Annotated in this window: 10 protein-coding genes; all 10 read left to right on the top strand. The window is 35.0% G+C overall.

What is annotated here, in order from left to right:
- The first annotated feature begins 14 nt into the window (after positions 1–14).
- The 10 genes from BN3107_RS15055 to BN3107_RS15010 all read left to right on the top strand — a co-directional run bounded on the left by BN3107_RS15055 (position 15) and on the right by BN3107_RS15010 (position 14,109).
- On the top strand, positions 15–1,538 hold the full coding sequence (locus BN3107_RS15055; RefSeq protein WP_058308458.1) for a sugar ABC transporter ATP-binding protein: 1,524 nt from the start codon (positions 15–17) through the stop codon (positions 1,536–1,538).
- A complete protein-coding gene (locus tag BN3107_RS15050) occupies positions 1,538–2,530 on the top strand; it encodes an ABC transporter permease (protein ID WP_058308457.1) in 993 nt (330 codons plus the stop codon). Before BN3107_RS15055 ends, BN3107_RS15050 begins: the two co-directional genes overlap by 1 nt.
- A gap of 1 nt (position 2,531) precedes the next feature.
- Positions 2,532–3,506: an ABC transporter permease gene (locus tag BN3107_RS15045; RefSeq protein ID WP_058308456.1), complete on the top strand. Its 975-nt coding sequence runs from the start codon at positions 2,532–2,534 to the stop codon at positions 3,504–3,506.
- A gap of 66 nt (positions 3,507–3,572) precedes the next feature.
- Positions 3,573–4,661 carry a rhamnose ABC transporter substrate-binding protein gene (gene rhaS / locus BN3107_RS15040; protein ID WP_058308455.1) on the top strand — a complete coding sequence of 363 codons (1,089 nt, stop codon included), beginning with the start codon at positions 3,573–3,575 and terminating at the stop codon, positions 4,659–4,661.
- Between the two features lie 211 nt (positions 4,662–4,872).
- Positions 4,873–6,660, top strand: coding sequence for a cache domain-containing sensor histidine kinase (locus BN3107_RS15035; protein ID WP_058308454.1), 1,788 nt, complete (start codon positions 4,873–4,875; stop codon positions 6,658–6,660).
- Between the two features lie 14 nt (positions 6,661–6,674).
- Positions 6,675–8,168 carry a response regulator transcription factor gene (locus BN3107_RS15030; RefSeq protein ID WP_058308453.1) on the top strand — a complete coding sequence of 498 codons (1,494 nt, stop codon included), beginning with the start codon at positions 6,675–6,677 and terminating at the stop codon, positions 8,166–8,168.
- Between the two features lie 108 nt (positions 8,169–8,276).
- On the top strand, positions 8,277–9,629 hold the full coding sequence (locus tag BN3107_RS15025) for an ABC transporter substrate-binding protein (protein ID WP_058308452.1): 1,353 nt from the start codon (positions 8,277–8,279) through the stop codon (positions 9,627–9,629).
- Between the two features lie 87 nt (positions 9,630–9,716).
- The gene (locus tag BN3107_RS15020; RefSeq protein WP_058308451.1) at positions 9,717–10,577 is read left to right on the top strand and encodes a carbohydrate ABC transporter permease; all 861 of its coding nucleotides are present in this window, start codon (positions 9,717–9,719) and stop codon (positions 10,575–10,577) included.
- The gene (locus BN3107_RS15015; protein ID WP_316245037.1) at positions 10,577–11,440 is read left to right on the top strand and encodes a carbohydrate ABC transporter permease; all 864 of its coding nucleotides are present in this window, start codon (positions 10,577–10,579) and stop codon (positions 11,438–11,440) included. Before BN3107_RS15020 ends, BN3107_RS15015 begins: the two co-directional genes overlap by 1 nt.
- A 23-nt stretch (positions 11,441–11,463) precedes the next feature.
- Positions 11,464–14,109: a family 78 glycoside hydrolase catalytic domain gene (locus BN3107_RS15010; protein WP_058308450.1), complete on the top strand. Its 2,646-nt coding sequence runs from the start codon at positions 11,464–11,466 to the stop codon at positions 14,107–14,109.
- The last annotated feature ends 36 nt before the right edge of the window (positions 14,110–14,145 follow it).

Here is a 14,145-nt window from a genome sequence, read left to right as displayed (position 1 = left end):
AGAGAGGTGGTAAAATGTCTGATTATATATTAGAACTAAAGGACATTACAAAAGAATTTCCGGGTGTGAAAGCCTTAGATAAGGTTTCCTTTCAATTAAAGAAAGGTGAGATACATGCCTTAATGGGGGAGAACGGAGCTGGAAAATCAACGTTTATTAAAGTAATTACCGGTGTTCATCAACCAAATGAGGGTGAAATTTATTTGAATGGTGAATCAATCGAAATAAATGGCCCTAAAGTTGCTCAACGTTTTGGAATTGCGGCAATTTATCAACATGTAACCAATTATCCAGATTTAAGTATTACAGAAAACATTTATATGGGTCATGAAAAAATTAATCCTACTAGTCGCATGATTAAGTGGAAGCAAATGCATGCTGATGCTAAAGCTTTGCTACAAAGTTTAGGTTCTGATTTAGATCCTAAAACAGAGATGGGATCACTAAGTGTGGCGCAACAACAAATCGTTGAAATTGCTAAAGCACTTTCCGCACAGGCTAAAATTATTATTATGGATGAACCTACTGCTGCGTTGACACACAGAGAAAGTGAAGAATTGTATGCGATTACAGAGGGATTGAAAGCTGACGGTGTATCGATTATTTTCATCTCGCACCGTTTTGAAGACATGTATCGGTTAGCTGACCGTGTTACTGTATTTCGTGATTCTCAATATATTGGAACTTGGGATGTTGATGACATCAGTAATAATGATTTAATCGTTGCAATGGTCGGTCGAGAAATTAAACAGCTATTTCCAACTAAGAGTGGAAAAATAGGAGACGAAATATTAAGAATTGAAAATCTCGGACAAATTGGTCGATTTAAAGATATTTCCTTTTCACTACGAAAGGGAGAGATTCTAGGTTTAACTGGATTAGTAGGTGCCGGTAGGAGTGAGTTATGTCAGTCCCTTTTCGGAATTGATTCCTATGATGAAGGAAAGATATTTTTCGATGGCAAGCAGGTTTTCATTAATCAGCCAAAAAGTGCAATGGATCTTGGAATTGGTTATTTACCTGAAGATCGCCAGGCACAAAGTCTGATTATGCAATGGTCGATTAAACAAAATATTACATTGGCATCTCTAACTGAACTATCTAATAATGGTTGGTTGAATGAAAAAAATGAAAGGGAAGTATCTAAAGAGCTAGCAGAAAAAGTAGATGTAAAAACTCCAAGCGTTTTTCATTTAGCTAATTCCTTGTCAGGTGGTAACCAGCAAAAAGTGTCGGTAGCGAAATTATTAACGACCGACCTTAAGGTAATCATTTTTGATGAACCGACTAAAGGGGTTGACATTGGTGCTAAATCAGCAATCTATCAGATAATAGTAGATTTAGCGAAACAAGGATATGGCATTATTATGGTTTCTTCAGAAATGCCAGAGGTACTGGGATTGAGTGATAGAATTGCAGTTATGTGTGAGGGGAGATTAACACGAATAATGGATCAACAAGAAGCGAGTCAAGAAGCTATTCTTGAAGCGGCTATGTCAAAAGATAATGTCACAGCGAAACAGGAGGTGACAGGTTAATGCTTCAAAAATTAAATTTAGAAAAAGTAGCAAGGTTCAGGGAAGTAGGATTGTTGGGGTTTATTATTATATTGGCAATTGTTATTCAACTACTTAATCCTGCCTTTCTAACTATGGGAAACATACGAGATTTGTTAACAAATACCGCAATATTAAGCATTCTAGCATTAGGAATGATGCTTGTATTAATTACAAGAGGCATTGATTTATCGATAGGTGCAACTCTAGCTTTGTCAGGTATGATAACAGCATTAACAGTCAGTGCTTTTCCAGGTTTACATCCATTATTAGCCATCTTGTTAGGAATAGTGATTGGAGCTGTTTGTGGAGTAGTGTTAGGGTTATTAGTTTCAAAAGTAGGCATTTTACCAATCATTGCTTCACTAGGTTTAATGAATGTATTTCGCGGAATGACATTCTGGGCAAGTGGAGGTGAATGGGTGAGTGCTTATCAAATGCCTGACACATTCAAAAATATCGCTACGAGTACCATTCTCGGAATAAATACTTTGGTATTTGTGGCAATTCTTATCTTCATCTTTTTCTATTATTTTGTGAATACAACGATTACAGGGCGACAAATCTATGCAGTTGGAAGTGATCCAGACTCTGCTAAAGTAAGTGGAATCAATCAGACTAAAATTTTGATGATTGTTTATACAATGATGGGTGGTTTGTCTGGTTTGGCTGGTGTATTGTGGGTATCTAAATATGCTTCTGCGCAAGGTGATACAGCATCAGGCTATGAGTTGACAGTTATAGCCGCTTGTATCTTAGGTGGTGTTAGCATTGCTGGCGGTGTTGGAAAAGTAACAGGTGTTTTACTCGGAGCAATTCTTTTAGGAGTTTTGAGCAATGGTCTTCCACTAATAAATGTTTCACCATTTTGGCAGATGGGAATTGAAGGGTTCATTATTTTAATTGCAGTTCTATTTAACACGAATATTAGAGAATTTATTGAACGTAGTCATCGTTTAAGGAGGGAAATATAGTATGTCGACAAGAACAATTGAAAACGTCCAACCTTTTTCATGGAAGAGATTCTTTCTGCAATGGGAGTGGATGTTGATCTTATTAATTATAGCTATTTTCATGATGAATAGTTCGGTCTCTCCTTATTTTTTGAATTTTACAAGTGTAACAGATGCAACGATGACCTTTTTAGATAAAGCGTTTATTGTATTTCCGATGGTTATGATTATGTTAATGCGAGAGATTGATATCTCAGTAGGTTCTACAGTGGCGTTATCATCCGTTGTGATGGCAACAGCTTTTAATGCCGGTTTACCAATGATTCTATCAGTACTTCTTTGCTTATTTGTTGGAGCTTTATGTGGTTTCGTTAACGGCTTTTTATTAGTAAAGTATCGAGAGTTGTCTGCTGTTATCGTAACACTTTCAACAATGATTCTTTATCGTGGAATCGCTTATATGATTTTAGAGGATCAATCAGCAGGTAGTTTTCCAACATGGTTTTCCTTTTTTGGATGGGGATATATCGGTACCATTCCATTTATTTTAGTGTTGTTTATTGGCTTAGCCATATTATTTGTCATGATTCAACAGAAAACGGTCTTTGGTAGACAGATCTATGCTATCGGAAGTAATCCTACTGCGGCACGTTTTTCAGGGGTAAAGGTAGATAAAATCAAATTGATTGTTTTTACTCTAGCTGGTCTAATGGCAGCGATTACAGCGATATTTCTTACATCCAGAATGGGAAGTACAAGGCCGAATGTTGCTAATATGTATGAATTGGATGTTATTGCAATGGTAGCTCTTGGAGGAATTAGTACTGCTGGTGGAAAAGGGAAAATGTTAGGTGCAGTTCTTGCAGTATTTGTAATTGGGTACTTGCAATATGGTTTAGGGTTAATTAATATTCCAGCTCAAGCACTGTTGGTGATTATCGGTTTATTATTAATTATTTCCGTAACCATTACTAATTTACGAATTAAGAAAAAATAATTGAGGTTAAAACAGTCTATCACTGTTTAACATATAAATTTTTATGAAAAAGGGGAGGAAGTTAGTATGAAGAAAAACTGGATGTGGCAATTGTTAGTAGTATTCTTTTTGGTTTTATTAGTAGCTTGTGGCGGTGACGGTGAGACAAGTGGTGATGACGCAAACTCAGACAATGGCTCGGATAACACAGAAGAAGAAAATGCGGATGGAGGCGACGGAGAACAAAAACGACATGCATTTGTTTTCAAAAATACGGGGAATCCATATGGTGATAAAATGATGGAAGGTTTCGAAACGGCAATCGAAGAAATAGGTGGAGAATCAATTCTTCGTGCTCCAGATCAACCGACAGTGGAAGGCCAAATTCAAATTATAGAAGAATTAATTGCTCAGCAAGTGGACAGTATTTCTGTAACTGCAAATGATTATGATGGTTTACAACCAGTGTTAACGAAAGCCATGAACCAAGGTATTAAAGTTCTGTCAGCGGACTCAAGCGTTAATAGTGATTCACGCATGGTCCACATTAATCAAGCAGATCCAGAAGCAATCGGTCGTACTCTAGTGCAAGCTGTATCAGAAATGATTGATAATGAAGGACAATTTGCGATTTTGAGTGCAACGTCGCAAGCATCTAACCAAAACTTGTGGATAGAGTGGATGCAAACTGAATTAGAAAACGAAGAATATGCCGATGTGGAATTAGTAGAAGTGGCATATGGTGATGATTTACGAGACAAAAGTGTATCCGAAACAGAAGCATTGTTACAATCGCATCCAGACCTAAAAGCAATTGTCGCTCCAACTACAGTAGGAATTGCAGCAGCATCAAAAGTAATTACAGATAAAGAGCTACAAGATGAAGTAGTCGTAACTGGACTGGGTTTACCAAGTGAGATGGCTGAGTATATTACAAATGGTGTAAGTCCATGGATGTATTTATGGAACCCAATTGATGTAGGTTACTTGACAGGATATGCGGCAAATGCCCTAGCTGAAGAAGAGATTACTGGTGACGAAGGTCAATCTTTTGAAGCTGGTGATTTAGAAGGACAATTCGTCATAACGGAGAGCGAAGATGGTACAGAGATCCTGTTAGGAGAACCTTTCCGCTTTGATCCAGATAATATTGATGAATGGAAAGATGTGTATTAAATTTGATGATGTAATCTAGGGAATGTCAAAATCTAATTTATTAATTTTGCAATAGAAACTAAAAACAGCCTTGAACCATTTAATACAATTGGTTGATAGGCTGTTTTTAGTTTTGAGATGAAACAGCACGACTTTCAAATAACATTGAATTTATTTTGAAACAAGATTATAATTATCGCTACCAGTAAAATGTCGAATATAGGGGGATAATATGAAACATTTCTTTCGCTCTTTACCAATCAGGAATAAAATATTCATCACATTTGCAAGCGTTTACGTTATTGTTATTACTGTAATAGGGATAGTAATGTATGTAAACAATGTCAATGAAATGAAAAATCAGACACAATCGATGTCAAAAGTATTATCTACCCAGTTTTCGAGAACGATTGATTTGTATTTTGAAGACATTGAAAGGTTATCATTAGCGATTTTTACAGACTCTTTAGTACAAGATACTTTATCAAATTATGAGAAAGATATTTTGTATAATGATATTTCCATTCGAAATAGTCTTTATCCGAGGTTATTTAATCAAGTTTACCCTCAATCAGATGTTGCTGCTGTTACAATTTATACAGATAGTGGCACGGTTTTTGATTATGAAAAAAGCGGCGATATGGAAGTGAGATATGAAACAGAAGATCCGGAATGGGTTAAAACTTTAAATGGAACAAATAAAAATCAGTTTTTATTACTTCCTACAACTGAAATCGAACAAGCAAATGGTGAGAATAAGCAAGTTGTATCCTTAGTACGTGATATTTATAAGATTCCACAAAGAAATAAAATAGGAAGTATTAAAATTGATATTGATGTTACCATTTTTGAGAAATTGTTAGAGATGGATAATGTTGATGAATTAGAAGAACATATGAGAATCTTGGTAATGAATGAGAATCAATCGATCATCTATGATCACCGGAAAGAGTTAATAGGAGATAGAGAAGTAGGCTTAAATTTACCAAATGTGACAGAAAATGAGCCGAAAGATGGTACATTGTCATGGCAATCAGACTCCTATCTTTATGCCAACGATCATTCAGATTTTACCAAATGGGATACGGTGGTATTAATTGATAATGAGTTTATTATTTATGAACGAAACCAAATTTTATTATTTATTGCCATAAGTGGTCTTGTAGCAATTTCTTTTATTGGAATTATTTCATATCTATTATCCTACAACATTACGAAACCATTTAACGGTATGATTCAAAAAATGCGCAGAGTTGAAAAAGGTGATTTGACCGATCGAATGAAACTCACAGGTCATCCTGAGATGGATGTACTTACTAGAGTATATAATAGTATGTTAGATAGTATCAATAAGTTAATTACGGAAGTGTATCAAGCAAGTATTACTGAAAAAAATGCAAAAATTTCTGCACTGCAATCTCAAATTAATCCGCATTTTCTTTATAATACATTAAATATTATGAAATCAATTAGTAGAGTAAAGGGTGTAGAGGAAGTCGCGGAGATCTCTGAATCGCTCTCAGATTTGTTTAAATATAGTATGAAAGATTTAGATAAAACGGTGAGATTACAAGACGAAATAACTCATATTGAGAATTATATACGTATTCAGCAACATCGTTTTCGCGATCGATTTGATTTTTCTAAAGAAATTTCACAAGATGCACATCAAATTTTGATTCCTAAATTGTTAATCCAACCAATCGTCGAAAACTCGGTCAATCATGGATTGAAGGATCTGAAAGTGGGAGGACACATCCATCTAAAAGCATTTATAAAAGAAGATGATCTTGTTGTAGAGGTTTCTGATAATGGACAAGGAATGAGTAAGGAAACGCTTGAAATGGTAAGGGAGAAAACCAAAAGAATTAGGATGGAAACTGATACAGAAGGAATCGGATTAAATAATATCGCACAACGTTTACGATTAATGTATGGTTATCGTTTTCAAATAGAAATGGAAAGTGAAGAAAATAAGGGGACAAGAGTAAGAATCATTTTACCCACCAATATCAACTAGAAAGGGCGAATGGTATGAATGTTTTTATTGTAGAAGATGAATATTGGGCATTATTAGAATTACAAACGTTATTAAAGAAATATGAGTCCAACCACTACATTTATTATTATGAAAATGGAGAGGATGCTTTAATAGATTTAGAAGAAAAACAACCAGATCTATTGATTACAGATATTACAATGCCTGGAATTGATGGTTTACAATTAGTTGAAAAAGTAAAAGCATTTGATGAAAAAATAGAATGTATTTTGTTAACGGTACATGATACCTTTGAGTATGCGAAAAAAGGTATACAGTTAGGAGTAACTGATTACATTTTAAAACCTATCAAAAAGTTGACATTATACGAAACAATCGATGCACAAATACAATTTATTGGTGAACGAAAACTCGAAGAAACTGAAAAACAACATTGGTCAATTAATAAACTGTTATTTCAGTCGGTAAATAAAAAAAATTATGATATGGAAAGATTTAATAATCAATCCTATCTATTTAACTATATCTTGATCGAAAATTGGAAAACACCAATTTCTAAGGAGTATAAATTTGACATCAACAAAGTAGAAGGTTTATTAACGGACACTGAGAAGTGTTGGTTTTTATCGGTTGATGAACATAGGAAAATACTATTAATAGCAAATCCCGAGCAAAAATATTTGATGGATTATCCTATTAACGAAATTTATCAAGTATTGAGTGGTGTTGGACAAGTGCATGTATGCAGTCAACTTAAAGATGTAAATGTTCCCCTCAACAAATGCTTTTATGAAACCGAACAATTAATGGACAAACATAAATTGTTCGGAGAAACTACGATTTTAGATCCTTTTCACTTACCAAAAGATAAGGACATTCAAGATCTGTGGAGTAATGTAAGAATCATTGAAAACAAAATAAGAGATCATCAATTCGCTGCAATATCTGTTCAAATAAATGAATTGGTGGCTCAATTGGAAAAATCAAAATTACCTCAAAAACAGTTATTTCGATTTTTAATTGATATGTATTACGCGATTATTTATAAATTACAACAATCTACAAGTAAAGAGATCAGAATAAATGAAAGTAATGATTATTTTGATCAATTAGAAACATTCACTACTTTTGAACAAATAAAAGAGTGGTTAAACGACTTATTAAATGAAATTGGTAAAGTTACTTCTCATCAAGATATTGCGCCTAAACACCTTATACCAATGGTTCAGTCATGGATAAATGATTCATACTCTCAAAATATTACGTTTCAACAATTTGCGGATGAACATCATGTAAGTGTCAGTTATTTATCAAGAGAATTTAAAGAACAGACGTCCATGACTTTTTCTGAGTATCTCAGTAACGTACGGATCGATAAGGCAAAGAAGTTTTTTGATAAAGGAATGGAAAGAACGGCAGAAGTAGGGGAACTAGTCGGTTATCAGGATCCTAAACATTTTCGTACCGTATTTAAAAGAATCACAGGTATAACACCAAAGGATTATAAAAAGATACAAAAAAGGGGGTGATTTGATTTAGTAAAAATCACCCCCTTTTATAGTTAAATATTTAGGTTTTTTCTTAATAGGTGTGTTTATATAATAGAGTTGTACCAAACAAACAAGGGGGTTAAACAAATGAAAAGGTTAACATTAAAAAATGTTTTGTTTAGTTTTATGGTTTTATTACTTTTATTATTAGTAGCTTGTGGAGGGGAAGATGAAGATACGGGTTCTTCAGATGCTGGAAATGACGATTCTGGTGAGAATGCGGAAGGTACGGAAGAAAATCCTGAAACAACACTTACGTTTCTCGTAGATAATCAAACAGTAACCGATGGTATAGAAGCAGTCGCAGCAGATATTGAAGAAAAATTCAACATAAAAACAGAGTTTGAGCTTCGTCCAGGTGGAACTGAAGGTGATAATATTGTTAAAACGAGATTAGCCACTGGAGAAATGACAGATCTAATGTGGTATAACTCAGGTTCATTGTTTAAAGCATTGAATCCTTCAGAATATTTTATGGATTTATCAGGTGAAGAATTTATCGATCGTTTAACAGATGAATTCAAAGGTACCGTTTCTGTAGACGATGCAGTTTATGGGGTTCCAGGTGAAGCAAGTTCTGCTGGTGGATGGTTATATAATAAAGCAGTATATGAAGAGTTAGGATTAGAAGTTCCGAAAACATGGGATGAATTAATGGCAAATAACGAAGCGATTAAAGAAGCAGGTAAAGTACCAGTATTAGCTTCTTATAAAGATACATGGACATCTCAACTTGTCTTATTAGCAGATTATTATAATGTTTATTCAGAAAATCCTGATTTTGCAGAAAGTTTCACGAATAATGAAGCTAAATTTGCGAATACACCAATAGCTTTAAGAGGTTTTGAAAAATTACAAGCTTTACAAGAAGCAGGTCATTACAATGAGGAACAATCAGCTACAGGATATGAGGATGCACTAGAAATGTTAGCAACTGGTGAAGCTGCACACTATCCAATGTTAACATTTGCGCTAGCGGCTATAGCTGATACACATCCAGATGCGATTGACGATATTGGTTTCTTCGGTCAACCAGGTGATGATCCAGAAGATCATGGGATGACGCAGTGGATGCCGGGTGCAATATATGTAAATAAAGATTCTGAAAATGCAGAAGCAGCGAAACAATGGGTAGAGTATTTTGTTTCCGATGAAGGGATGGAAACCCTTATGTCGACGATGAAAGCAAATGGACCTTATGTGGTAGAAGGTGTTGATTTACCAGACGATGCCTATCCAGCAGTCCAAGATATGACAGCATATTTGGAAGAAGGTAAAGTAGGTCCTGCCCTTGAGTTCTTATCACCACTTAAAGGACCAAATTTAGAACAAATTACAGTAGAAGTAGGTCTAGGAATGGTTACACCTGAAGAAGGTGCAGAAAAATACGATCGAGATGTAGAACGTCAAGCACAACAATTAGATATTGAAGGCTGGTAATCTTCTAGAAAGATAAATAAAGGCCCTGTTATGTAACCAAAAAATAACAGGGCTTTTTCCATAAATAAAGTAATGGGGTGACAATCGATGAAAAGTAATAAAATGTATAGTTATGCCTTATTAATACCGGCTGGATTAATTTATGGACTATTCTTCTTATATCCGACTGTCATGTCCTTCTTTTTCGGTTTTACCAGATGGAATTTAACTGATTGGGAATGGATAGGATTTGATAACTATATTATGTTTTTTGAAGAATCTTCACTAATGATTGGCTTTAAAAACACCTTTATTTTTGCATTTTTAACAGCTGGTTTAAAAGTTATATTAGGTTTAATCTTCGCTGTTTTATTAACAGCAAAATTGAGAACGAAACGCTTTATTAGATCGCTTGTTTTTTTTCCAGTATTAGTGAGTACCATTGCAGTTGGTATTGCGTTTAGTGTATTAATGCACCCATCAGAAGGTCTCATAAATATGAGTCTTGATTTGATAGGTATAAATGGTCCAAATTGGTTAGGAAATCCAGATTTAGCTATTTATTCTGTTGCATTTGTTGATGTTTGGAAAGGTGTAGGGATCGCAACGGTTATATTTATAGCAGGAATGATGTCCATACCTGTTGATTACTATGAAGCACATCAAATCGATGGTGGTAATAAATTTAATGCGTTTTGGCATATAACACTCCCTTTATCTCGTCCAGCTATCAATGCGGTTATCATTCTGGCCTTAATAGGTGGACTGCGAACATTTGATTTAGTATGGGCGATGACAGGTGGCGGACCTGGTTTCAGTTCAGACTTAATAGCTTCGATTATTTATAAACAATATCAAGCTGGTTTTTATGGGCTTTCAACGGCAGGTAACGTTATTTTATTTTTAATGGTAGCACTTATCGTATTCCCAATCTTTAGGTACTTGAATAGAAAAGAGGTGGATCTATAATGAATCAGCATGAAGAAATGAGAAAAGTAAAAAGAAAGAAAACGTTATTTCAAACAATGCTTGAAACACTTATTGTAGTCGTGTTTTCTGCTGTATTTTTAGTTCCATTCTACTTTATTATTGTCAATGCAATGAAAACAAGTCCTGAAGCTTCGCAGTTATCGATTGCTTGGCCAACAGAATTTCGTGTATTAGAAAACATTCAAGAAGTCTTAGCAGCAAGAGACAATATGTTACTTCTAGCGTTTTTTAATAGTACGGTTATTACGGTATCTTCGATTTTAATATTATTAGTCGTAGGTTCGATGGCGGGATTTGTTTTGCAACGTCGCAGTGGTAAAGCAATTAATTTAATCGGAACTACTTTTCTGGCTGGTTTAATGATTCCACCAGCTGTTGTACCGACGATTTGGGTTTTAGAACAGTTTCAATTATTTAAAACATTTCCAGGTATAATTTCGGTGATGGTGGCAATTTCCATTCCATTTACGATAATTTTATATACCGGTTTTATTGCTACTATTCCTAAAGAACTGGATGAAGCAGCGATTATTGATGGTTGTGGTGGTTTTCGGTTGTTTTTCAGCATTATTTTTCCAATGCTAAAACCAATTCATTCTACGGTTATCATTTTAAACGCGGTACAAATCTTTAATGATTTCGTGCATCCATTGTATTTCTTCCCGGGGTCAGATAATGCAACCGTCCAGCTAACTTTATATAACTTTATGAGTATGTATAATACGGACTGGAATTTACTTTTTGCCAATGTATTATTAATCACGATACCGCCATTCATCTTATTCATGATCTTTAGTGAAAAGATTGTAGCAGGTATGACAGCAGGTTCGGTTAAAGGATAATTTTTATGAAAAGAGGTTTTTAAATGTTACAAGTTCAAGATTTACGAACAGAATATCGCAAAAATCCAATAGGTATTGACGTTACTGCACCAAGAATTAGTTGGAAGCTCTCATCAGATAAACGTAATGTCATGCAAGCTTCCTATCAAATTCAAGTAGCAGAAGATGATGCATTTGAAAAGTTAGTATGGAATTCCGGAAAAGTAGATTCCGATAAAAGTAATTTCATTGCTCTGACAGGTGTGCAGTTGGAATCAAGAGCTAGATATTATTTTAGAGTCAAAGTAACGGATACCAAAGAAAACGTTTCAGAATGGTCTGATTCAAGTTATTTTGAAATGGGACTGTTAAATAAGGACGAATGGGTTGCAGATTGGATTGCAGCTCCTTTGAAATGGAACGGCGAACCGGCACCTAAGCTAGCTAGAAGTTTTCAGGTTAATGGTAATGTTAAGAAAGCAAGAATATATGTTACTGCATTAGGTTTATACGAGTTACAACTGAATGGTAAACGTGTAGGGGAAGACTATTTTACACCTGGTTGGACGAGTTATCAATCAAGATTGCAATACCAGACCTATGATGTTACGGATCTTATTGCTAGTGGTGATAATGAAATCACAGGATTATTAGGAAATGGTTGGTATAAAGGTAATTTAGCATGGGAAGGTAGAGAAAATGTTTTTGGAGATAGATTATCTTTACTAGCTCAGATCCACATTGAATTAGAAAATGGAGAAGAGCTGCTTGTTGCAACCGATGATAAGTGGGCTGCAACCGAAAGTTCGATTCGAATGTCTGAGCTATATCATGGTGAAACAATAGATGCTAGTTTTGAAACGGACCAAACAGAAGCTGTAGAAATTTTAGAACATTCATATGATATTTTAGTAGCGCAAGAAAATGAACCCGTTAGAAAGATAGAGACACTTTCACCTAAAGAGTTAATCCAAACACCAAATGGTGAAACAGTAATCGATTTTGGGCAAAATATGGTTGGATGGGTTTCATTTGATATCGAAGGTGAAGCAGGTCAAGAAGTGCAGATGAAGCATGCGGAAATTTTGGATGGGGAAGGTAACTTTTATACAGCGAACCTTCGTACGGCAAAACAAACCAATACTTTTATTCTATCAGGTAATGGCAAAGAAACATTTGAACCTTCTTTTTCATTTCAAGGTTTTCGTTACGTACAGTTGATTGGATTTAACGACAATCAACTACATTTGAAGAAATTCCGAGGAGTAGTCTTACACTCTGATATGGAAATAACAGGTGATTTTAAAAGCTCGGATCCAATCATTAATCAATTACAACATAATATTCTTTGGGGATTGAAAGGTAATTTCTTAGACGTACCTACGGATTGTCCGCAACGTGATGAACGCTTAGGCTGGACTGGTGACGCACAAATGTTTATCCGTACTGCAAGTTATATTGCAAATGTTGGTCCGTTTTTTACAAAATGGTTAAGAGATGTAGAGGCTGATCAGGATAAAGAAGGTGGGATTCCATTTGTTGTTCCGAATGTTTTAGAAGATATGGAAGAGCCACATGAGAATACGGTACAGAAACCCTTTAGTTCAGCAGCCTGGGGTGATGCGGCAGTAATCTGTCCATGGACACTTTACTTGGCATATGGTGATAAACGGATTTTAGAAGAACAATATCACAGTATGACACTATGGATTTCATATATTAAAAACCAAGGAGAAAATCCATATTTATGGAATACCGGTTTTCATTTCGGCGATTGGCTAGCACTTGATGCGAAACCAGATAGTTATGTTGGTGCGACAGATCGTTCATATATTGCAACAGCATTTTTTGCATATTCCACTTCGTTAGTGAAACGAATTGCTAAAATTATTGGAAAAGAAGAAGATTATTCGTATTTTGCTGAATTACAAGAAAATATTATTCAAGCATTTACCGATGAATTTATAACACCGAACGGAAAAATTGCCGTTCCAACACAAACAGCACAAATTTTAGCATTAATGTTTAATTTAGTTGATACGAAAGCAAAAGAACGTGCGGTAGAAAAATTAGAAGAATTGCTCGAGGAAAGTAATTATCATTTGACAACTGGATTTGTAGGAACACCTTATTTAAATCATGTATTAACGGAAAATGGTATGAATGATGCTGCCTATACGTTGTTGTTCCAAAAGGATTATCCATCATGGCTTTATCAAATTACCAAAGGAGCTACTACCATTTGGGAGCATTGGGATGGTATCAAAGAGGACGGATCCTTTTGGAGTACAGATATGAATTCCTTTAATCACTATGCATATGGAGCGATTGGGGATTGGTTATATCGAAAAGTAGCGGGGCTTGAATTAGATGAAGAAATTCCAGGATTTAAGCATTTTACGGTTAAGCCCTATATCGGTGATGGCCTCGAATGGGCAGAAGCAACACTTGAATCCATGTATGGTGAAATAAAGAGCGGATGGAAAAAAGACGACACTGGTAATATGCAATTAGAAATTATTGTACCTCCGAATACAAATGCTACCGTCAAACTATTAGGTGTAGAAGGTAACGATGTAAAAGAGAATGGAAAAGAATTGTCTCAAGCAGAGGGTGTATTGTCTGTTAATCACCAAGATGGTGAAGTAGCCATTTCCTTGGGATCAGGGAAATATCTGTTTACTTATTAGAAATAAATTAATTTATGTTATAAGAAGAGAGTAACT

Source organism: Gracilibacillus massiliensis, from assembly GCF_001458115.1.
GTDB lineage: Bacteria > Bacillota > Bacilli > Bacillales > Amphibacillaceae > Gracilibacillus > Gracilibacillus massiliensis.
The sequence above is the reverse complement of the archived record's forward strand: the minus strand, read 5'-3'. Positions and strand labels throughout refer to the sequence as shown.